The organism is Gemmatimonadales bacterium, assembly GCA_036500345.1.
Classification (GTDB): domain Bacteria; phylum Gemmatimonadota; class Gemmatimonadetes; order Gemmatimonadales; family GWC2-71-9; genus Palsa-1233.
Genome location: DASYCE010000031.1, coordinates 19,017 through 40,730, shown reverse-complemented (window position 1 = coordinate 40,730; position 21,714 = coordinate 19,017). Strand labels below are relative to the sequence as shown.

The following is a 21,714-nucleotide window of genomic DNA, read 5'->3' as shown; positions in this document are numbered from 1 at the left end:
GGATGCTCTATCATCTGTTTGCCCCGCTCGGGAAAACACATCTCCTCTTCAACCTCTTCACGTACATCTCGTTCCGCGCCGCCGGAGCGATGGTGACGGCGCTGATCATCGCCTTTGCCGTGGGGCCATGGATCATCGGCCGGTTGCGAGCGCTCAAGGTCGGGCAGGTGATTCGTGCCGAAGGGCCGGCCAACCACCAGGTCAAACGCGGCACGCCGACGATGGGCGGGGTGATCATCATCGCGGCCACGGTGATCCCGACGCTCCTCTGGGCGCAACTCGACAACCGGTTCATCGAAGTCACCGTCGTCGCCATGCTGTGGACTGGCGCGATCGGATTCGTCGACGACTACCTCAAGGTCGTGGAAGGACGATCGCGCGGCCTGGTCGCCAAGTGGAAGCTGGTGGCGCAGGTTTCCTTCGGCGTGACCCTCGGCGTGATGCTCCTGGTCTGGCCGGTCGTCTCACCGGCGACGATGCCGGCATCCTCGACCACCGTGCCGTTCTTCAAGTACCTCGTGGTCGTGTTCGTGCCGGCGGTCTTCGTGATCTTCGTCGCCGGCGTTGTCACCGGGTTCTCCAACGCCGTCAACCTGACCGACGGCCTCGACGGTCTCGCGACCGGCCTGTCGCTGATTTCGGCGGCCGGCTTCGCGCTCTTCGCCTACGTCCTCGGCCGCGTCGACGCCACCACGTATTTCAATCTCTTCTACCTTCCCGGCGCCGGCGAACTGGCGATCTTCTGCGCCGCGCTGATGGGCGGCTGCCTGGGATTCCTCTGGTTCAACGCCTATCCGGCGCAGGTGTTCATGGGTGACACCGGCAGCCTCGCCATCGGCGGCGCGTTCGGCACCGTGGCGATTCTCCTCAAGTCGGAGTTCCTGCTGGTGATCATCGGCGGCGTGTTCGTCGCCGAAGCGGTGTCGGTGATGCTCCAGACCGGCACCTACAAGTATTTCAAGCGGACTCGGGGCCGGGAGTACGCCGACGCGCATCGCGTCTTCCGCATGGCACCGCTGCATCATCACTTCGAGAAGCTCGGCTGGAAGGAATCGACCGTCGTCGTACGGTTCTGGATCCTGGGAATCTTCTGCGCGCTCGTGGCGCTGACCACGCTCAAGCTGCGATGAACCGTCTCGCGTCATGGCGCGCGTCGGGACGCGAGGTCAGCGTGGCCGGGATGGCGCGGAGCGGCCTGGCGGCGACCCATCTTCTGCGCGCCAACGGGATCGCGGTCTACCTCTCCGATCAGGGAGACACCGGCGTGCTGCACGCCGCGGCGGACGCGCTGGCCGCGGACGGCGGCGCTGTGGTATCCGTTGATATAGGCCGCCACGACCTTGATCGGGTGGCCCGGAGTGCCGCCCTGATCCTCTCGCCGGGGATTCCGCCCGAATCCCCGGTGGTCGAGGCGGCCGGAGCGGCCGGCATTCCGGTGCTCGCGGAGGCGCAACTGGGGCTCGGTGCCATGGCCGACATCCCGGCGATCGTCGTGACCGGCACCAATGGCAAGACGACCACCACCGCCATCGTCGAGCACCTGCTCCGCGCCGGCGGGCGGCGGAGTGTTGCCGCCGGCAATATCGGTCATCCGCTCTCGACGGTCGCGCTGGCCGATCCGCTTCCCGATTGGCTCGCCGTGGAGCTGTCGTCGTTCCAGCTGCACGATGCTCCCGATCTCGCCCCGGCCGTGGGCGTGCTGACCAACCTCGCGCCCGATCATCTCGACCGCTATCCGTCCCTGGATGCGTACTACGCCGACAAGGCGCGGCTCTTCGCCAACGCCGGTCCCGCGTCGATCTGGGTCACCAACCTCGATGATATCGATTCGCGGAGGATGATCCGCGGCGTTCCCGGTCGTCACCTCGCGTTCTCGACGCTGGTGCGCGCCGACGGGTGGTTTGATCGCGACGCGGATCAACTGATGCTCGCGGGCGAGCCGCTCCTGGCGAGGAACGACCTGCCGCTGCTCGGCGACCACAACGTGGCCAACGCGCTGGCGGCGGCGCTCGCCGTTCACGCCACCGGCGTCGACCGCCGATCGATTGCGAACGGGCTGGCGACCTTCCGTGCCTTGCGCCACCGGATGGAACCGGTGCGCGAGGTCGAAGGGGTCCTCTGGATCAACGACTCGAAGGCGACCAACGTCGCGTCGACGCGGGTGGCGATCCAGGCGATGGATCGGCCGTTCATCCTGCTGCTCGGTGGCCGGCACAAGGGCGAGCCGTACACCGATCTCGTCGGGCCGCTCTGTGCGCGCGGTCTTGCCGTGATCGCCTATGGCGAGGCGGGTGACCTGATCGAGCAGGACCTGTCTCCCGCCATTCGCGTGGTGCGCGGAACGACGTTCGAGGATGTGGTGGCGAAGGCGCGGGTGCTCGCGCCGCCGGGGGGAGCGGTGCTCCTGTCGCCTGCCTGTTCGAGTTACGACATGTTCGACAACTACGAGCAGCGCGGGGCGGTCTTTCGCGCGCTCGTGGAGGGGATGTGAGCACGCCAGCGGTGCGTCACCCCGGCGAATACCGATGGGAGACCCGTCTCCTCGCGGTGACGACGCTGCTCCTCACTGCGATCGGGATCGCGAGCTGCTATGCCTCGGGAACCTATCTCGCGGCGTGGTATCACGAGGCGTCGCAGCAGGCGGTCGCCGCATTGATCGGCGGGGTCGTCTTCCTGGTTGTGGCCCGGCTCGACTATCAGATCTGGCGCCGCGCAGCGCTGCCGCTCTTTCTCCTCACGCTTGCCGGTCTCGTCGCACTCGCGATGGTGGGAATCATCTGGCGCGGCCGGCATGCAACGGGCGCGCTCGACGGAATGTTTCCCTATCTCAACGGTGCCCATCGGTGGATCAAGGTCGGAATGCAGGTGCAGGTCTCCGAACTGGCGCGGTTCACCATGGCGGCATGGGTCGCCGCATTTGCCGCGTCGCTCGGCACCAAGGTGCGAAATTTCCGGGATGGGTTTGCGCCGCTGATGGCGATCATCGGCGGCGTCGCGGTACTGGTCTACCTCGAGCCGAGCATGTCGATGGCGATCGTCCTCACCGTGATTGGCCTCGCCGTCATCTTCACCGCCGGAGCCCGGGTTCCTCACCTGATCGCGGTCGCGGCACTCGCCAGCGCCGCGGTGTTCCTGGTACTCAAGTTCGATGCGGTCCGGTCGAAGCGTGAACGCTCGTTTCGCACGGCGTCGATCCAGTGCACCGTCGAGCAGACCTGTGAATCGCTGATCGGCTTCGGCAACGGCGGCGTGATCGGTGTGGGCTACGGTCGCGGGACGCAGAAGCTGGGGCCCCTTCCCGAAGCGTATTCCGACTTTCTCCTCTCCGTGATCGGCGAAGAGTGGGGGTTCCTCGGCGTCGCCTTCGTGGCGCTCTGCTATGTCATCTTCTGCTGGATGGGATTCCGGATCGCCCGCACCGCGAAGGATCCATTCGGGACCTTTCTCGCGGCGGGACTCACCGTCGCCGTTGGGGTGACGGCGTTCATGCACGCCGCGGTGGTGACGTGGCTGATGCCGCCAACCGGCCTCACGCTGCCGTTCATGTCGGTCGGTCGCGTCTCGCTGATCCTCTATCTCTTTTCTGCCGGAGTGCTCGTCTCGATCGGCCAGCGGCGCGGCCGTCCCGCTCGCGCGTCGTGACGACGATTCTTCTGGCGGGGGGCGGGACCGGCGGTCACCTGATGCCGGCGCTCGCGGTCGCCGCCGCGACACGCAGGCTGCATCCGGAATGGGAATGCGTCTTTGTCGGGGCGGAGCGGGGGATCGAAGCGTCGGTCCTTCCGGAGCGACACCTGCGTCACCATCTGCTGCCGTTCCACCCGCTGTATCGGCGCCAATGGTGGAAGAATGTCCGATGGCCATTCCTCCTCCCCGCCCTCAATCGCGGGATCGACGCCGTCCTCGATCTGGAGCAGCCCGCAGTGGTGGTCGGCACCGGCGGCTACGTGAGTGCGCCGGTGCTGCGTCGCGCCGCCCGTCGCGGGATTCCGACCGGCATCCTCGAACTCGATGTGCGGCCCGGGCTCGCGACTCGCCTCGTCGCGGGACGGGCGCGTGACGTCTGGCTCGCTGCCCCCGAGGCATTCGACGCACTGCCGCGATCGGCGCGCGATCACGCCACAACAACCGGTGCACCGATCGAGGTCCCGGATCCTGCGCGCCGCGCCGCCGCCGTGCGGCGTTTCGGCATCCGCGGCGGGCGGCCGGTGGTCGTCGTCACCGGCGGATCACAGGGCGCGCTGGCGGTCAATCGGGCGATCGCGCAATGGATAGCGAGCGGCGGCGCCAGCGGGGTGCAGCTGATCTGGGCCACCGGCCGCGGCACGCATCCGGAGTTCGCCGCGCTCCACGACCCGCCCAACGTTCACGTGATTCCCTTCATCGATCCGATGGCAGACGCGTGGGCCGTCGCCGATCTCGCGATTGCGCGCGCGGGGATGATGACGCTCGCGGAATTGTGCGCGTGGGGGATTCCGTCGATTCTGGTGCCACTGCCGACCGCGGCCGCCGATCACCAGACCCACAATGCGCTCGCGATGCAGCGCGCCGGTGCCGCGGTCACGGTCCCGCAGCACGACCTTCCCGGTGGGGGATTGATTGCCGCCGTCACCACGCTCCTGGCTGATCCCGGTCGCCGGGGAGAGATCGCAGCTGCTGCGCGCGAGCGCGGTCGCCCGCACGCGGCCGAAGTGATCGCGCTGCGGGTCAGCGCGCTGGCGCGTTCGGCGTAACCACCGTGCTCCCCAAGGGGGCGACGGCTTCTTATCTTGCCCCTGTGGCCGGCCTGTTCGATCCCGACGATTCACGTCCGATTCACTTCCTCGGCATCAGCGGTGCGGGGATGAGCGCGCTGGCGCTCGCCGCTCGTCGTCGCGGCGTCGCCGTCACAGGCTGCGATCCCGATATTACGGCTTTTGCCGATCTTGCGGCTGCCGGTGCGACAGTCTGGCAAGGATCCGACGCCGCCCATCTGTCGGGGGCGCGTGCCGTGATCGCCACCGCGGCTGCGCCCGACGATCACCCGGAGATTACCGCTGCGCGGGCGGCCGGGATTCCGGTGGTCCGCCGCAAGGACGCGCTCGCCGATCTCGTCAACGGAACGACGCTCGTCGCGATCGCCGGCACGCACGGCAAGACGACGACGACGGTCATGACCACCGAAGTGCTTCGCGCAGCCGGATTGCACCCGTCGGGGCTGGCCGGCGGCCGCGTCACCGCGTGGCACGGCAACGCGTGGCTCGATGGCGACCGCGTGTTCGTCGTCGAGGCCGACGAATACGACCAGGCGTTTCTCACCCTGCACCCGACGATCGCCGTGGTCAACAATGTCGAAGCCGACCACCTCGAATGCTACGGCTCGGTCGACGCGCTCGAAGCGGCGTTCGTCGACTTCGCGGCGCGCGCGCGACGGGCGATCATCGGCACCGCCGACGCCGGCAGCGACCGGGTCGCGCATGCCGTGCGGACCCCGACCTGGCGCTTCGGCACTGCGGCGACTGATTTCACGATCACCGCCCAGGACCTCGCGCCCACCGGTTCGACCGCCGAAATCACCCTTCCGGGCGGGCGCACCGTCACGCTGCGGCTGCAGGTGCCGGGCATGCACAACCTCCGCAACGCGACAGCCGCGCTCGCCGTCGCCGTGGCACTCGACAGCGACATTGCCGCAGTTCTCGACGCGCTGGCGGGATTCACCGGTGTCGGCCGCCGCTTCGACCGCCTCGGCGACGCGCACGGCGTAACCTTCGTCGATGACTACGCCCACCACCCGACCGAGCTTCGCGCGACTCTCGCCGCCGCGCGGCAGGCATTCCCGGATCGGCGCCTGGTCGCGGTCTTCCAGCCGCACCTCTTCTCGCGCACGCGCGAACACGGCGCCACCATGGGACAGGCGCTGGCGGCGGCTGACGTCGTGGTCGTGGCCGACGTGTATGCCGCGCGCGAACAGCCCGAGCCCGGGATCACCGGCAAGCTGGTGGCCGACGCGGCGGTCGCGGCGGGCGGCTTCGTGCTCTACGAACCACGACGCACTGAACTCGCGGCAGAGGTGACGGCGGTCCTCCGCGACGGCGACGTACTGCTGACCCTCGGCGCCGGCGACATCACGCATGTCGGCGCCGAAGTGCGTCAGTTGCTGGAGGCACGGTGACGGTGACCGCGATGCGCCGCTGGGCGGCGGCAGGGATCGTCGCCATAGTGGTCGTTGCTATAGCGGTCTTCGCGCCACGCGCGATCAGGCGGCTGCGCTTCTTCCAGGTCCGCTCGGTGGAAGTGGTCGGGGCGCGATACCTCGATCCGGTGGACGTCGCGCGGCGCCTCGGCGTGCGCCACACCACCAGCATGTTCGACCCGCTCGCGCCAATGGAACGTGCCGCCACCGCGATTCCCGGTGTCATTCGTGCCCGGGTGACGCGGCGCTTTCCCGGGACGCTGCGGGTCACGGTCGACGAGTCAAGTCCGGTGGCGCTGGTGACGCAGGGCGACCATCTCGCGCTGATGGATGCGCGCGGTCGGGTGCTCCCGTTCGATCCGGTGCGGTTGCCGGCGTCGCTGCCGATCGCCGATCGCGATTCGCTCACCGCCGCACTCCTCGACCGGTTGCGCCGCGCCGATCCTGATGGATATGACGCCGCGGAATCTGCCCGCCGCGATCACGGCGACGTGGTGGTCCAGCAGGGTGCCCGCACCGTGCGCTATCGCCCCGGCGCCGATGATGACATGCTTCGCGCAGTGATCGGCGTTCGCAGTTACCTGACGCAGCACGGGCTTGCGTGGCGAGAAATCGACGCGCGGTACCAGTCGCGGATCTTCGTACGGACGGGGGCCACGTGAGCGTTCCGGTGCAGCGACTCGTCGCCGCCGTCGATCTCGGCAGCAGCAAGATCACCGGCCTCATTGGCGAAGTGACCGGCGACGGACGATCGTGGGGGCTGCGCGTGCTGGGCGTGGCGATCGAGGAGTCGGTTGGCATGCGCCGCGGCGCGATCCGCGATTTTGATGAAACGGTGCGCGCCGTGACCCGCGCGATGAAGGGCGCCGAGCAGATCGCCGGTCTCGAAGTCGGCACGGTGTATTGCGGCGTCTCCGGTGTGCACGCGGCACAGCGCGTCTCGCATGGCGTCGCGAGTATTCCGGGCAGCGAGATTCGCACCGTCGATCTCGCCCGGGTCAACGACGTGGCGTGCGCGATTTCGTTCGGACAGGACCAGGAACTGCTCCACGCCATTCCGCATGACTACCGCGTCGACGGCGCGCCGGGGTACGCCGACCCGATCGGCATGTCGGGCGAGCGGGTCGAGGCCGAGGTGTATCTCGTCACCGTCCGCTCCAGTGCCATCGCACACCAGCGCAAGGCGATCGAGAAGGCCGGATGGCACGTCGGAGAGTTTGTCCTCGAACCGCTGGCCGGGTCGCTGGCAGTGCTGACGTCGGCGGAGCGAGAGGCCGGCGTGGTCCTGGTCGAGCTTGGCGCGGGGAGTACCTCTGTCGCCATCTTTCAGGGAGGGAAGCTCCGGCACACGGCGGCGCTGCGATTCGCCGGCGGCCATGTCACCAGTGACCTGGTTCATGGGCTTCAGATTACCCAGGCAGAAGCGGCGAGGATCAAGGAGACCTTCGGGAGCGCCTACGAGGCGATGGTCCCGGAGGTCGAGATGATCGAACTGCCGGGAACCGGCGGGCTGCAGGCTCGCCGGGCACCGCGCAAGCTCGTGGCCCACATCATGGGAATGCGCTTTCAGGAGGTGCTCGAACTCGCCGCCGATGAAGTCGGCCGGGCCGGATGGGGGATGGCGGGGCTCCCTGCCGGCGTCGTCCTGACTGGTGGTGGTGCGTCGACGCCGGGGATCGTCGAGTTGACGCGGGATGTTTTCGCGGCGCCGGTTCGAGTAGGATTTCCGGCCGATGGTTTGCGGGGGTTGGTTGACCGGGTGGCAGCACCGGGACTCGCGGTTCCGGTGGGGCTTGCCCTCTGGGGCGCTCGCCAGGTGGCGACCGGCTCCGGTTTTGGCGCTGGCGGCCGCGCGTCGCCGGCGGTTGATCGTGTACTGGGACCGGTAAAGCGCTGGCTGCAGGACTTTTTCTGAACGCCTCTCGGGGAGGCTCACCATGTCAGACATGACGTTCGAGCTGGAAGAACAACCCGGGCAGAATGCCCGGATGAAAGTGGTTGGCGTTGGCGGCGGCGGCGGCAATGCCGTCAACCGGATGATCGAGGAATACCTCGCCGGGGTCCAATTCATCTCGGTCAATACCGATGCCCAGGCGCTGGCCGGCTCGCGATCGGACGTGAAGGTCCAGATCGGGAAGAAGCTGACCCGTGGTCTCGGCGCCGGTGCCCGCCCCGAAATCGGGCGCCAGGCGATCGAGGAGAATCGGGACGAGGTGCTCGAGCATCTCCAGGGAGCCGATCTTGTCTTCGTCACCTGCGGCATGGGTGGCGGTACCGGCACCGGGGCGGCGCCGATCATCGCGCAGATCGCCAAGGACATCGGCGCGCTGACGGTCGGGATCGTGACCAAGCCGTTCCTCTTTGAAGGCCGCAAGCGGATGAAGCAGGCCGAAATGGGGATCACCGAGCTCCGCCGCAACGTTGACACCATGATCGTCGTACCGAATGAGCGTTTGCTGGCCGTGGTCGGGAAGGGGATTCCATTCCAGGATGCGCTCAAGAAGGCCGACGAGGTGCTGCTCAACGCCACGCGAGGCATCGCGTCGCTGATCACCAGCACCGGGATCATCAACGTCGACTTTGCCGACGTCCGGACGGTGATGCAGAATGGTGGGGCAGCGCTGATGGGGACAGGAATCGGCCGCGGGGAGAACCGGGCGCTGGAGGCGGCACAGCAGGCGATCTCGTCGCCGCTGCTCGACAATGTTTCGATCCAGGGCGCCAGCGGCGTCCTGATCAACATCATCGGCGGACACGACCTGACCCTCGGCGAAGCGACGCAGATCAGCGAGATTATTCATGACGCCGTCGGCGACGAGGCACAGATCATCTTTGGTGCGGGGAGCGATTCGCGAATGGAAGGGGAAGTCCGCGTGACGGTGATCGCGACGGGGTTCGACCGGGCCGTCACCGGCGAGCCGGTGGTCGAGCGTGCGGCGAACCCGCAGGTGCTGCCGTTCACGCCGCGGCGCGCTGCCGCACCTGCAACGCCGCCGGCGATGCAGGCCGCCCCTGCCGCTCCGCCAACGCGACCGGTACCGCAGCAGCCGTTCGTTCGCCCGGCACCCGCGCCCGGTCGTCCGGCGTCACCCGATGTCTCCGATATGGAAATTCCCACCTTCATCCGGCGGCAGATGGACTGATGATTCGCCGCGCGACGTTCTTTCTTTTCGGCTTGGCGGTCCTGGTCCTGACCGCGACGTTCGGGATCCGCGGCAACTGGCCGTGGGCGCGGCTCTCCGACGTGCCAACGGCGCGCCCGGTGCTGGTGACCACCTCGTTCCGCGAAATCAGCGACACACTGCAGCGCGGCGAAAGCGTGACGACACTTCTCCGCCGCCAGGGGATTACCGGACTCGATCTGCGCGCCCTCGGCGCGCTCCTCCGATTCGATCCACGAAAGATCCAGGCGGGACTCGTCTTCTCGGTTCGACGTGATGCCGCGACCGATTCGCCGACCCACTTCGAGTTCCGGCCGAGCGCCGATCAGCGGCTGCGCTTCGTGCGGACCGCGGCCGGCTGGACCGGCGAAGCGATTCCGATTCACTGGGCAACCGACACGATCGTGGTCAACGGAGAGATTCGCACCAATCTGTACGACGCGCTCGATCGCAGCGTCTCCGACCTCACGCTCGACAAGAACGAGCGCACGCGTCTGGTCTATCAGCTCGCCGACGTCAACGCATACACCGTCGATTTCTCCCGCGACCTGCAACCAGGCGATCCGTTCGCTTCGGTGGTCGAGCGCCAGATCTCCGAGGACGGCGAAGTCCGGTTCGGGCGAGTGCTGGCGAGCCGGTTCACGGTTGGCGGCAAGGTCTATCAGGCGTTCTCGTATCCGAGTCCTGAGGGTCACGACGCGTACTACGACGCCGACGGCGCCGCGCTGAAGCGCGCGTTCCTGATGTCGCCGGTCGATTTCCGCTACATCTCCAGCGGCTTCTCGCTGTCACGGTTCCATCCGATTCTTGGTCTCTTTCGCAAGCACGAGGGAATCGACTTCGCAGCCGCGCAGGGCTCACCGGTTCGCGCCGCCGGCGACGGCGTGGTCCGGGTGGCAGGATGGTCGGGCGGCTACGGCAAGATGATCGAGATCGAACATCGCGACGGGATCGTCACCCGCTACGGGCACCTGAGCAAGATCGGCCTCGGCATTCACCAGGGAATTCGCGTCTCACAGGGCGAGGAGATCGGGCTGGTCGGGATGACCGGTCTCGCCACCGGCCCGCATCTGCACTATGAATTTCGCGTCAACGGCGTGGCGCGTGACCCGCGATCGATCCATTCCGAGCCGGGTGCGCCACTTCCCCGCTCGGAACTCGCCGAATTCGAGCGCCATCGCACGCTTCTGTTGGAACTCCTGGGTGGTCCGCCCGCCGCAGTAACGCCAGTTACCGAATAAGGCGTTCCAGAATCGATGCTGCAGCTCGTCCTCGCCGTGGCCTTGGCAACGGCGCTGGCATGGTGGAGCTGGCGCGACCGATGGCATGATGGACGAGCTCGACTTGCAGTACTGGCGCGAGGGGTCGGCGTCGTCGCGCTCGTCATTCTCCTCCTCGATCCGACGATCCGTGCCGGAAAGGCGCAACGCCGGCCACTCGTACTCCTCGACAATTCGATTTCGATGCATGCCGCAGGCGGCCGAGCCGCCGAGGCGGGCAGACTCGCGGCGTCGATCGGCGACACAACCACTTTTGGCGAACTCGCTTCGGGCATCCCTGGCGATCGGTCGGCGTTGTTCGACGTCCTCACCGGTGCGGTCAGCTCGGGGCGCGCGGTGACCGTCGTCACTGACGGCGAAATCCCCGATCTCTCGACGATTCCGGCGGATCTCCTCGACCAGGTCAGCGTCCGCGCGTTGCCGCGACCTGTGGGACCCGATGTCGCGCTCACCGCGGTCCGCGCCCCACTGAGGCTGGCGGCTGGCGATACGCTGGCGATGACAATCGAGGCGACTCGGACATCAGGTGCACCCGACTCGATCGAGATCGCCGTGCGCGACAGCACGGTGACGCTGATGCACGGAATGCTTCGCTTCAGCGGAAGTCACCGAGCGGAAGTACGCCTCAGTACGCCGCTTCCGCACGGCTACGCGGGTGAGCGATGGCTGCAAGTGACCAGGGTTGGTACGGCGGACGACGAACCGGGCGATGACGTGCGCTGGTGGCGGCTCACCGTGACACCCACACCCGGCATCGCGGTGCTCGCCGCGCTCCCTGATTTTGACGCGCGCGCGCTGTACCGTTCCCTCGTCGACGTGGCAAACCTTCCAGTGCGCGGTTTCGTGCAGTTGCAGGCGGGGCGCTGGCGGAGAATGGAAGATCTGTCGCCGGTGACTTCCGACGTCGTCGCGGACGCGGCCCGCCATGCCGATCTGCTTGCTGTGCGCGGCGACCCGGGACCGTGGAAAACGGATGGCCGCGCTCGCCTCTTCTGGCCACCGGCCGATCAGCCCGGCGACTGGTATGTCGGTGGCACGAACGGTTCGCCGATCGCCGATGCCTTTGCCGGCGTGGACGCCGATTCGCTTCCGGCGCTCGTCGCGATCCATCCGATTGCCGTCGATTCGACCAGCGGCTGGATCGGCGCGACGGCCCGCCGGTCCCGGCGCGGAACACCGGTCCCGGTGATCGGCGGTCGAGAGGACCACACATCGAGGACGGTGACGATCGCCGCAGACGGATGGTATCGGTGGCCGTTGCACGGTGGTGTCGCGAATCAGGCCTGGCGGACGATGGTTTCCGGGATGGTGTCGTGGCTCCTTGCTGCGCCGGAGAGCGACAGTGCGCGCGCACGCCCCGTCGATCCGGTGACGGAGCGCGGCCGCCCGGTCCGTTTCCGGTGGATCGGACGCGGTGCGCCGGTCCCGGTGGCGATCACGCTCGCGGGTCCGCGCGCGGCCAGCGGTGATACGTTGCGCTTCGACGCCGCCGGTGACGCGACGTTGCCGCTCGACGTGGGGCGATATCGCTACACGCTCGGTGGCGGTGGTACCGGGACCTTTGCGGTCGAGCCCTATGCCGACGAACTTGTCCCTTCGCCGGTCACGCTTCGCAGCCGTCCGGCGTCGCTGCGTCCCGGTGGCCCGGGACGTCCGCTGCGCGATCTGGTCTGGCTCTTCGGTGTGGCGATCGCGGGGTTTGGCACCGAATGGATGCTGCGGCGACGAATGGGGTTGCGTTAGTGGATCGTCTTGGCGGGAAAAAGCTGTCGCTCTGGTCGCGCCTCAAGCGACTCGCGCTGACCGACGTCCGCGCGCTGGCTCGCGGGCTCAACGCGGCCGACCTCGAACAGATCGAACGACTGCTCATCGAAGCGGACTTCGGCGTCCCCGCGACGCTCGATCTGGTCGAGGCGCTCGAAGGCGGCGTTCGTCGCGGCACGCTCAAGACTGAAGATGATCTCCGCGCCGCCCTGATGGATCGGCTCACCACGATGCTCGGCGGTCCGGCGGATCCGGGTGCGCTGGCGCAACCGGCGGAAGGGCCGGCGATCGTTCTGGTGATCGGCGTCAACGGCGTCGGCAAGACGACGTCGGTGGCGAAGCTCGCGCATCGCCTCACGACGCAAGGACGCCGCGTCCTTCTCGGCGCCGCCGACACCTGGCGCGCCGGCGCGGTTGCGCAGCTCGAGATCTGGGCCGAGCGACTCAAGGTTCCGTGTGTCTCGGGGCGGGCCGGCGGCGATCCCGCGGCGGTGGCATTTGACGCGACCGAAGCCGGCGTTGCGCGCGGAATGGACGTGGTGCTCATCGACACCGCCGGACGATTGCACACGCAGGACGGCCTGATGGCCGAACTCGGCAAGGTGGTGCGCGTCGTTGGCCGGAAGATCGCCGGCGCACCGCACGAAGTTCTGCTGGTCCTCGACGGGTCGGTGGGACAGAACGCCGTGCAGCAGGGAAGACTCTTTGCCGAAGTTGTCACACCAACCGGATTGATCGTGACGAAGCTCGACGGCACCGCACGCGGTGGCGCCGTGGTGGCGTTGCGCCGTGAACTGAACATTCCCGTGCGGTACATCGGGACCGGCGAGTCGGTCGACGACTTCGAGCCGTTCGATGCGCGACGGATGGCGACGATCCTCCTCGGCGAAGACGAATGAGCGATCACGCTGCGCAGAGTGTCCATGCGCCGATGTCGTTCGCGATCCTGGTCGGGGGCGTGGCGCTCATTGCCCTGGCCGACGCGTCAGCGTGGTTGCCGGGCGGCGCCCCGACGTGGGGAGTGTGGTGCATGATCGTCGGATCCGCCTGCGCGATGGCGGGAATGATCGGTATCGGGGCGACGCGGTCGCGAGTCCGTCGCCCGCTGGTTGCTGTCGCAGTCATCTTCCTGCTGATCGTCATTGTCGGCGGCTTTGGCGCAGCACTGCTCCTTCCGGCGACATCGCCCGAGCCGCTCCTCTTCGGGCTGCCGCGCCGCGCGGCGATCGAAGTCGTCGGCGTCGGCCTGCTCCCGCTGGTGATCCTCCCGGGACTCTTCGCGCTGGAATTCCGCGCCGGTGGGCTGGATGAGGCCTCCCTCGCGGCCTTCCGCGCGCGCTGCGCACGACTCCGCAAGGAGTAATGCTGCCGCACCTGTCGCTGCTTCCGCAGACCCACGCGATCCCCGCGCCGAGCGCGCCGGCGATCGTCGTCATTGCGGCGATCTATTTCGTCGTGTGCGGATGGATCGCGTGGTGGGCAGCGCGCCGAACCCGTACCGCCGCAGACTTTTTCGTCGCGGGACCGGGGATCGGCCTCTGGACGATGACGCTCGCCGCCATGGCCGCGACGCTGTCGGGGTTCATCTTCATCGGCGGCCCCGGGCTGCTGTACGCCGGCGGAATCGGCGCGCTGTTCATCTCGCTCTCCGCTTCGATCACGACGCCGATGAGCGCGTGGTCGCTGGCGACACGGATGCGGTTGCTTCGCGAAGTGCGCGGCGTGATCACCGTGCCCGATGCCGTGGGGGCGCGGTACCGCTCGCCTGCCGCGCAGGGAGTCTGTGCCGCCGCGATCCTGGTCGCGACGATCGGCTACGTGGCGACCAACCTCCTCGCACTCGGCCTCGTCCTCGATGCGATTTTCGGAATGACGCTGGCGCAGGGCGTGATCATCGGCACCCTGGTGGTACTGGCGTACACCGCGACTGGCGGGATTCTCGCCGGGGTGTACACCGATGTCTTTCAGGGGACGATCAAGGCGCTCGCCTCGGTGCTCGTCTTCGTCTCGGTACTCCATCGCGGCGGCGGCCTTGCGGCGATGTCGCGCGTCATCATGACGCACGACCCGGCATTCCTGGCGCCATGGGGACATTTCGCACCGCTCGCCGCGCTGTCGTTCTTCTTCGTCTTCGGCCTCGGCACCCTGGGACAGCCGCACGTGATCAGCAAGTACTACATGCTGCGCGACCCGGTGCAGCTGCGCTGGTATCCGCTGCTGATGACGCTCGTGCTGCTGGTGACGCTGCTCCTCTTCTTCGGGATCGGCATCGGCGTCAAGGCGAGCGTCTTCGCCGGTGCGATGGCACCGCTGGCGCACGCCGATGACGCAACACCAGCGTTTCTGCTGCAGCGTACCGCACCGCTTCTCGCCGGGATCGTCTTCAGCGGGATCGCCGCCGCGGTGATGGGGACGGTCAACGCCTTCCTCAACGTCGGTGCCGCCGCGATCACGCACGATCTTCCGATCGCCTTTGGCCACCGGATCCGGAATGAACTCCTCGTCGGCCGGATCGCGACGGTGGTGATCGCGGCGCTTGCCGCGTGGCTGGCGCTCTGGAGCGGAGCGCTGGTCGCCGTCCTCGGCATCTTCGGCTGGGGGCTCTTCGCGTCGACGCTGGTGCCGTCGCTGGCGATCGGGCTCAACTGGCCTGGTGCCACGCGTGCCGGCGCCATCGCGTCGATGGTCGTCGGTCTCACCATCACGCTGCTCTTCGAATCACTCAACGTCCTCAGGATCTATTCATTTCCCGTCGGCGTCACGGCGTCGGGACTCGCGCTCGTCCTCTCCATGTTGACCTTCTTCGTGGTGTCGTGGGTGACAGGCAGTGACGCCGCGACCGATCTCGATGCCGACATCCGGGCGGTGATGGACGCGTGATGGTGTCGATCGGTCAGCGGATCAGTCGTTGATCGAAGGCGAAGGCGCGGGCACCGGCGCGGCGAATTCTGGGGAAATCAGGGTGGCGCGGATTGATGAGGTAGTTCCACTCCTCGGGTACCGGCGCGGACGGCACGCAGAGGACCGCGGTCTTTCCCTCGCGAAGCCACGCATCGCCCATCGCACGGCACGCCGCCGGGCCCGGGTAGCGGTACCAGCGTGCCGGAAGGGATTTCGGCTCGATGGTCGTGACCGGGAGGTCGTCGGGGACGTCGATGCGAGTGGCGATGAGGTCGTGCGGCGCCTCGTCACTGTCGAGGTGGACGAGGTATTCGAGGGCGGCAAGGGCGATCGTCGACGAGGTGTAGAGCGCCGGCAGACCGGGTGAATTCCATCGACCGCCGTAGAGGCGGGCCCCTTCGCCGTCGAGGGCCCGATGCCGGCGCCGGCAGATCCGATGGCAGAGCATCGGATCAGCTGTAGACGCCGTGTTCGATCCGGCCGAGGACCTGCTCGACCGCCAGCGAGCCGGCGTCGCTGTCGAGCAGCGACAGCGGGGTCTTGCCCGCGAGGGCGCGATTGGGCCGGGCGAGCCAGTGGTGCGCCGCCGGGGTGCTCCCCAGTGCCGCTTCGGTGCGGAGGACGATGCGGGCCAGCCGCGCGAGACGATCGGATTCGTCGGGGGAGAGCCTGGTCTTCGCCGTCCGCTTCCGCTGCAGCGTCCGGGCGTTGCCGACCACGCGGTAGATGTCGGCCTGCGGTGCGACGGAGGGGGAGAGCTCGTCGAGGACGTGGTCGAGCGATCCGGCGGGGAGTCCGGCGCGGACCAGGGCGGCGAGCTGGAGGTCGGAAGTGACCGATTCGCGAAGCACCCGCCGCCCGCCGAGGAACGAAGCTACTGTTGACGCCATCGGGCCATCCCGTCAAATGACGCTTTGAAATTACTCAAATGAGTCGCGACCGCGCAATCCCGGCGAGGCCCTGTAGTTTTCGGGGTGCCCCCACTCCGTCTCGACACGCCGGTGCAATTCCTCAAGGGGATCGGGGAGAAGCGCGCGCACGCGTTCGAACGGCTCGGCGTGGCCACGGTGCAGGACCTCCTCTTCCACCTGCCGCACCGCTACATCGACGCATCGACGGTGACGCCGCTCGCCCGCGTCCGCGTCGGCGATGACGTCGCGTGCGTCGGGACCGTGGTCAGTACGGGCGTGCTTCCGACGCGCAAAGGGCTGCGGATCTTCCACGCCGTGCTGCGCGACGCCAGCGGCACACTGGAGTGTGCCTGGCCGGGGCAGGCGTTCCTCGACCGGGTGGTCGTGCCGGGGCAGCTCGTCCTGGTCGCCGGGCCGGTGCGATTCTACCATGGCAGGCAGATGGCGCCACGCGAACTTGTCATGCTGGGCGACGCGGATGACGTCGAGTCCGAAGGGCGGGTGATTCCGGTCTACCCCGCGACCGAGGGGCTGTCGCACAAGCAGATTCGTGCCGTCATCACGCAGCATCTTGACGCGATGGCGGCGCTGGCGGCTGATCTCCTGCCTGACGCGTTGCGCCAGCGGTTTGCGCTGCCGTCGGTCCGCGATGCGCTCTTCGCGGTGCATCGTCCCACCACCGTGGCTGCCGCGGAACTCGGCCGCCGCCGCCTCGCCGTCGATGAGCTCCTCGATCTGCAGCTGATGCTGGCGCGGGCGCGCGCCGTCGCACGGCACGGCCAGCGGGGCACACAATTCGAAATCCGCCGCACGCTGACGACGCCGCTGCGCGAACATCTTCCGTGGGAGTTGACGACCGACCAGAAGCAGGCGATCCGCGAGATCTTCGACGACATGACGAAGCACGAGCGGATGCACCGGTTGCTGATGGGCGATGTGGGGACCGGCAAGACGGTCGTGGCGCTGTTCGCGATGCTCCTGGCACTCGAGAACGGCTATCAGGCGGCGTTGATGGCGCCAACGGAGCTCCTTGCCGAGCAGCATTACGGCTCGATTTCGCGGCTCGTGGCGCCGCTCGGCGTCGTGCCCGAGCTGTTGCTGGGAAGGCTTGGCGCGGCGGACAAGCGGGCGGCGCGGTCGCGTCTGGCCGATGGCGAGACGCGGATCGCGATCGGCACCCACGCGCTGGTGCAGGATCAGGTGGCGTTTCAGCGACTCGGCCTGGTGGTCATCGACGAACAACACCGCTTCGGCGTCGAGCAGCGGGCCGCGCTGATGCACAAGGGCGATGCACCCGACGTGCTGCTGCTGACCGCGACTCCGATTCCGCGCTCGCTCGCGCTGACGCGATTCGGCGATCTCGATGCCTCGGTGCTGAAGGCGAAGCCGCCGGGACGCGGCCGGATTCGCACCTCGCTGCGCACGCCGGCGCACCGCAACCGGGTTTTCGAGTTCGTGCGCGCGGCGGTCCGCGACGGGGGACAGGCGTACATCGTCCTTCCGGTGATCGAAGAGTCCGAGCGCGCCGACTTGCGGGCTGCCGAGACGATGGCGGCGCTGCTCACCTCGCAATGGCCCGACGTGGTCGTAGGGCTGGTGCACGGCCGGCTGAAACCACCGGAGCGCGATGCCGTGATGCGGCGCTTTCGCGACGGCGAGGTCATGGTGCTGGTGGCGACGACGGTCATCGAGGTCGGAATCGACGTGCCGAACGCCAGTGTCATGGTGATCGAACATCCGGAGCGATTCGGGCTGGCGCAGTTGCACCAGCTGCGCGGGCGGGTGGGACGCGGCGAGCGCGAATCGCACTGCATCCTGCTCACCGCATCGACGCAGGTACCGGAACGGTTGCGGGCATTCGCACAGACGGATGACGGCTTCCGGATCGCCGAGCTCGATCTCGAGGAGCGGCGTCACGGCGACCTGCTCGGCGCGCAGCAGTCGGGGGCCATCGACTTCCGCATTGCGCGCTTTCCCGACGACAACGATCTCCTCGCGGAAGCACGCGCGCTGGCGCGAGCGGTGCTCGAGGACGACCCGCTACTGGCGAAACGGGAGAACCGTGCGCTGCGGGAACGGGCACTGGCGCGCTATCCCCGGGCCGAGATCCTCTTCCGGGTCGGCTGATGTATTCGACCTGCCTGTACTGCCATCGGGACATGGGGCGCAACGACGTCCTGGACACGCTGCCGGTTGGCCGGCGGATCAGACCGAGCGCGAGGCGCGAGGTTTACGAACGGTTCGAGAAGGAGACCGGATAGTAGCGCCGTTCACGCGCCGCCGCCTTACTTTCCTGCGTGTACTCGACCTGTCTCTACTGCACGCACCAGCTCGGCGCCAACGACGTCCTGGAGCTCCTTCCGGTCGGGCGCAGGCTCGCGTTCGATGCGGCGCAGGGAAGATTGTGGGTCGTCTGTCCCTCGTGCGCGCGGTGGAACCTCGTTCCGTTCGAGAATCGCCTCGAGACGATCGATGCATGTGAACGGATCTTCCGCGACACGCACACGCGCTTCTCCACCGACAACATTGGCCTCGCGCGTGTCCGCGGTGAACTCGAGCTGATCCGGATCGGTGCCGCGCTGCGCCCGGAGTTTGCGGCGTGGCGCTACGGTGATCGCTTTGCGTCGCGCCGGCGGCGCAACATCGTGATCGGTGCCACCGCGGGCGTCGCGATTGTCGGCGGCATGATCGGACTTCAGGTGCTGGCGGGGAGCGTCGGAGGATTGCAGTTCCTGATGCAGGGGGCGTTTCAGTCGCTGGAGCGCCATCGCATCGCGACGCGATTTGTCCCTGAGGGTGGCGAACCGCTCACGCTGACCCGGGCCGATGTCAAGCAATCGCGATTGCAACGTGTGGAGGGTCCACCGGCAAGCTGGGGCCTCATGGTCCCGGCACGCGTCGGCCTGCAGGGCAAGTGGACTCGCGGCAAGAAGATCGAGGAGAAAATTCTCCTCACCAATGCGGATGCCGTTGCGGCACTGGGGCACGTCCTTCCGGTCATTGCCGGCACGGCGGGCTCGCGTAACCAGGTGCGCGGTGCCGTGGAACTGGTCGAGCGGCACATCACGCTCGAATCGCTGGTGACCAAGGCGCGCCTGGAATGGAGCGATCATGGACGCGCCCTCGGCAAGCTCTCGAAGCTCAGCGCGGAGCCGCGGCTCGCACTCGAGATGCTGGCCAACGAGGATGCCGAGCGGCGGTGGCTCGAAGGGGAGCTGCGGCTGTTGGAACGTCAGTGGCGCGAGGCGGATCGACTCGCGGCGATCGCCGATGGGCTGACGACCGGCGGCGTCGACTCGCAGCTCGACGCACTGAAGGCCCGCAAGTAGGCTGCAGGGGCCGCCGGGGATCCGGCGGCCCCGTGGTCCATCAGGCGGCGCTCGCCATCGCCTGCTGATTGATCCCGTGCTCCGCCAGCGCGTTGAGCTTTTCGTCGGCGGCCTTCTCTTCGGAGAGGGTCTGTTCGAGGAGCTGGGCGACTTCGTCGTGCCCCATCATCCGTGCCCAGGTGATCAGCGTCCCGTAGGACGCGATCTCGTAGTGCTCGACCTTCTGGCCGGCTGCGATCAGGCCGGCATCAACGACGGCGTCGGGCATGTCACCCTTTTCATCGATGATGGCGCCACCCTCCTTGACCAATCCCTTCATCGCTTCGCAGGTGTCGCCCTTCGCCTTTTCGCCGAGCATTTCCAGCGCGCGTTCCAGCCGTTCGTAGTGCCCCTTCGTCTCTTCGAGATGGCTTTCGAATGCGTCCCGGAGCTCCGGGTGTGTCGCCGTCTTCACCATCTTTGGCAGTGCCTTGGTCAGCTGTTCCTCGGCGTCGTACATCTCGCGCAACTCGTCGAGAAACATCTCGTGCAGCGGTCCCATCATGGTCGGCTCCTGGTAGTGAATGTGGAAGGTCGATGCGGCACATCACGTGCGAATGGGACGAGGCGAAATTGTTCCGGTGCACAGCAGAAGTTGAATGAAGGTGCGCTCTCACTCGCCTCTTGCCGGCGCGTCGAATTCCCGATGCCGCGCGAGTGTGGTCCCATTGATATCACTCGTCGTTTCTCGACGAGGATGGGCAGTCATGACGGTGAGAGCGAGAGCCATGGCGAGAGCGACGACGAGCAAGGCGCGGTGGTCGCAGCAGGTCCACGAGACGAGCGACGCGCTCGATCTTGATAAGGGAGTCTTTGCGCTCACGGATCCGCGGGCTATTGCCCGGTCACTGAAGCGTTCCGCCGACCGGAGCTCGCGCCGCAAGTCCGGCTCCTATCAGTCGGCGATGTCGATGCTCACCTACTACATCAATCGCGCAGGGACGCAGCTCGCGGCGCGGCAACGACGCCGCCTCGAGCGGGCCAAGGACGAACTCCGGGACCTCTACCACCGCCCGGTGCGCGAGGCGAAGCCACGGCATTGAATGCCGGCGCGCCGCGGCCGACCTACTGTCATCCCGCTGTTACCTATGTGTAACGCGAGCGCCAGCGCCACGATATCTCCGGGCAGGATGTTCGATCAGGAGGTGCGCCGTGTATCACACCTGCCTTTACTGCGAAGCCGATCTTGGGCGGAACGAGGTGATCGAGCCGCTTCCCGTGGGATCCAGGCTGGCTTTTGACGCCGGCCGCGGCCGGCTCTGGATCATCTGCACGTCGTGCGTCAAGTGGAACCTCGTGCCGTTCGACTCCCGTCTCGAAGCGATCGATTGTTGCGAGCGGGTTTTCCGGGATACCCGCGCACGCTTTTCCACCGATCACATTGGCCTGGCCTCCCACCGGAGCGGCGCCGACCTGATCCGGATCGGTCCGGCGCTGCGACCGGAGTTTGCCGCGTGGCGCTACGGGTCGATGCTGCGCCGCCGTCGCCGGATGCCGCGCGCCGAGACCGACGCGGCCGGCGTGCTGAACTGGGTCATGACGGCGCTGTGGAGCGGACCGTTCGACTCGCTTCCATTCTTCCAGGTCACCGGCGGCGCGGTGCGCGCCATGCACCAGCATTGTGTCCTGCGCGATCCGTGGACCGACCAGCTGGTGGACGTGCCGTTCGTGGCGCTCATGCTCGCGTCGCTGAGCGCGAACAGTCACGGCGACTGGCGGCTCGAAGTGCCGTACCGCAGCGGTGCGGAACACGTTGGTGGCGCGGCATTGCCCAGCATCCGGGACGTCCCCACGCTCGGACTCTTCGCAGGGGCGGCGTTGCTCCCCACGCTGGGGCGAGTCCTCCCGGCGATCGATCACGAAGCGGCTGCCCGCGCGCAGGTGGCGGAAGCGACGCGCCTGCTCGAGACAGCGGGGAGCGAGCAACGGCTGCTCGAGTATGTGGTGGGCCGTCCACTCCGCTTTGCGACCCAGCGGCAGTACATCCTGCGCGACGTGCCGTTCGAGGTGAGGCTGGCACTGGAGATGGCGGCGCATGAAGAGACCGAGCGGCGCGCAATGGAAGGGGAACTCAAGCTGCTCGAACGGCAATGGCGCGACGCCGAGGATCTGGCGGCGATCGCGGATCGACTGGCGCTGGAGCATGGCGGCTGAGTA

Annotated in this window: 20 protein-coding genes; 17 read left to right on the top strand and 3 right to left on the bottom strand. The window is 67.6% G+C overall.

What is annotated here, in order from left to right; translation table 11 throughout:
• The first annotated feature begins 2 nt into the window (after positions 1-2).
• From mraY to VGM20_13445, 13 genes are read left to right on the top strand one after another with little or no spacing between them, the layout of a single operon-like run.
• Entirely contained in the window at positions 3-1,130 is a 1,128-nt protein-coding gene (gene mraY / locus VGM20_13505) for a phospho-N-acetylmuramoyl-pentapeptide-transferase (protein HEY4101885.1), read from the top strand.
• On the top strand, positions 1,127-2,491 hold the full coding sequence (gene murD, locus VGM20_13500) for a UDP-N-acetylmuramoyl-L-alanine--D-glutamate ligase (protein ID HEY4101884.1): 1,365 nt from the start codon (positions 1,127-1,129) through the stop codon (positions 2,489-2,491). The genes mraY and murD overlap by 4 nt, the downstream gene beginning before the upstream one ends.
• The gene (locus VGM20_13495) at positions 2,488-3,642 is read left to right on the top strand and encodes an FtsW/RodA/SpoVE family cell cycle protein (GenBank protein HEY4101883.1); all 1,155 of its coding nucleotides are present in this window, start codon (positions 2,488-2,490) and stop codon (positions 3,640-3,642) included. Before murD ends, VGM20_13495 begins: the two co-directional genes overlap by 4 nt.
• The gene (locus VGM20_13490) at positions 3,639-4,733 is read left to right on the top strand and encodes a UDP-N-acetylglucosamine--N-acetylmuramyl-(pentapeptide) pyrophosphoryl-undecaprenol N-acetylglucosamine transferase (protein HEY4101882.1); all 1,095 of its coding nucleotides are present in this window, start codon (positions 3,639-3,641) and stop codon (positions 4,731-4,733) included. The genes VGM20_13495 and VGM20_13490 overlap by 4 nt, the downstream gene beginning before the upstream one ends.
• Positions 4,734-4,777: 44 nt before the next feature.
• Complete coding sequence (gene murC / locus VGM20_13485; GenBank protein HEY4101881.1) at positions 4,778-6,151, top strand: UDP-N-acetylmuramate--L-alanine ligase; 1,374 nt, start codon at positions 4,778-4,780, stop codon at positions 6,149-6,151.
• Positions 6,148-6,834, top strand: coding sequence for an FtsQ-type POTRA domain-containing protein (locus tag VGM20_13480; GenBank protein HEY4101880.1), 687 nt, complete (start codon positions 6,148-6,150; stop codon positions 6,832-6,834). The genes murC and VGM20_13480 overlap by 4 nt, the downstream gene beginning before the upstream one ends.
• On the top strand, positions 6,831-8,087 hold the full coding sequence (gene ftsA, locus VGM20_13475; GenBank protein HEY4101879.1) for a cell division protein FtsA: 1,257 nt from the start codon (positions 6,831-6,833) through the stop codon (positions 8,085-8,087). The genes VGM20_13480 and ftsA overlap by 4 nt, the downstream gene beginning before the upstream one ends.
• A gap of 22 nt (positions 8,088-8,109) precedes the next feature.
• Positions 8,110-9,315, top strand: coding sequence for a cell division protein FtsZ (ftsZ, locus tag VGM20_13470; protein HEY4101878.1), 1,206 nt, complete (start codon positions 8,110-8,112; stop codon positions 9,313-9,315).
• Entirely contained in the window at positions 9,315-10,574 is a 1,260-nt protein-coding gene (locus VGM20_13465; protein ID HEY4101877.1) for a M23 family metallopeptidase, read from the top strand. Before ftsZ ends, VGM20_13465 begins: the two co-directional genes overlap by 1 nt.
• A 15-nt stretch (positions 10,575-10,589) precedes the next feature.
• Positions 10,590-12,356, top strand: a complete 1,767-nt coding sequence (locus VGM20_13460; protein ID HEY4101876.1) for a hypothetical protein — start codon at positions 10,590-10,592, stop codon at positions 12,354-12,356.
• Positions 12,356-13,276: a signal recognition particle-docking protein FtsY gene (ftsY, locus tag VGM20_13455; protein ID HEY4101875.1), complete on the top strand. Its 921-nt coding sequence runs from the start codon at positions 12,356-12,358 to the stop codon at positions 13,274-13,276. The genes VGM20_13460 and ftsY overlap by 1 nt, the downstream gene beginning before the upstream one ends.
• Entirely contained in the window at positions 13,273-13,740 is a 468-nt protein-coding gene (locus tag VGM20_13450) for a hypothetical protein (GenBank protein HEY4101874.1), read from the top strand. Before ftsY ends, VGM20_13450 begins: the two co-directional genes overlap by 4 nt.
• Positions 13,740-15,257, top strand: coding sequence for a hypothetical protein (locus tag VGM20_13445; GenBank protein HEY4101873.1), 1,518 nt, complete (start codon positions 13,740-13,742; stop codon positions 15,255-15,257). Before VGM20_13450 ends, VGM20_13445 begins: the two co-directional genes overlap by 1 nt.
• A gap of 13 nt (positions 15,258-15,270) precedes the next feature.
• Here VGM20_13445 and VGM20_13440 read toward each other — a convergent pair whose 3' ends face one another.
• Both VGM20_13440 and VGM20_13435 read right to left on the bottom strand, forming a co-directional pair.
• Positions 15,271-15,726: an RES family NAD+ phosphorylase gene (locus tag VGM20_13440; GenBank protein HEY4101872.1), complete on the bottom strand. Its 456-nt coding sequence runs from the start codon at positions 15,724-15,726 to the stop codon at positions 15,271-15,273.
• Between the two features lie 4 nt (positions 15,727-15,730).
• Positions 15,731-16,168, bottom strand: coding sequence for an antitoxin Xre/MbcA/ParS toxin-binding domain-containing protein (locus VGM20_13435; protein HEY4101871.1), 438 nt, complete (start codon positions 16,166-16,168; stop codon positions 15,731-15,733).
• A gap of 84 nt (positions 16,169-16,252) precedes the next feature.
• Between VGM20_13435 and recG the strand changes: the two genes are divergently transcribed.
• Both recG and VGM20_13425 read left to right on the top strand, forming a co-directional pair.
• Positions 16,253-18,316 carry an ATP-dependent DNA helicase RecG gene (gene recG, locus VGM20_13430; GenBank protein HEY4101870.1) on the top strand — a complete coding sequence of 688 codons (2,064 nt, stop codon included), beginning with the start codon at positions 16,253-16,255 and terminating at the stop codon, positions 18,314-18,316.
• A 170-nt stretch (positions 18,317-18,486) separates the two neighbouring features.
• A complete protein-coding gene (locus VGM20_13425) occupies positions 18,487-19,518 on the top strand; it encodes a hypothetical protein (GenBank protein ID HEY4101869.1) in 1,032 nt (343 codons plus the stop codon).
• A gap of 40 nt (positions 19,519-19,558) precedes the next feature.
• Here the strand turns inward: VGM20_13425 and VGM20_13420 are convergent, their stop codons facing one another.
• Positions 19,559-20,062 carry a ferritin-like domain-containing protein gene (locus VGM20_13420; protein ID HEY4101868.1) on the bottom strand — a complete coding sequence of 168 codons (504 nt, stop codon included), beginning with the start codon at positions 20,060-20,062 and terminating at the stop codon, positions 19,559-19,561.
• Positions 20,063-20,285: 223 nt separating this feature from the next.
• On the opposite strand from VGM20_13420, the gene VGM20_13415 reads away from it, so the two are divergent.
• Both VGM20_13415 and VGM20_13410 read left to right on the top strand, forming a co-directional pair.
• Positions 20,286-20,600: a DUF3175 domain-containing protein gene (locus VGM20_13415; GenBank protein HEY4101867.1), complete on the top strand. Its 315-nt coding sequence runs from the start codon at positions 20,286-20,288 to the stop codon at positions 20,598-20,600.
• A gap of 109 nt (positions 20,601-20,709) precedes the next feature.
• A complete protein-coding gene (locus VGM20_13410; GenBank protein ID HEY4101866.1) occupies positions 20,710-21,711 on the top strand; it encodes a hypothetical protein in 1,002 nt (333 codons plus the stop codon).
• Positions 21,712-21,714 lie beyond the last annotated feature (3 nt).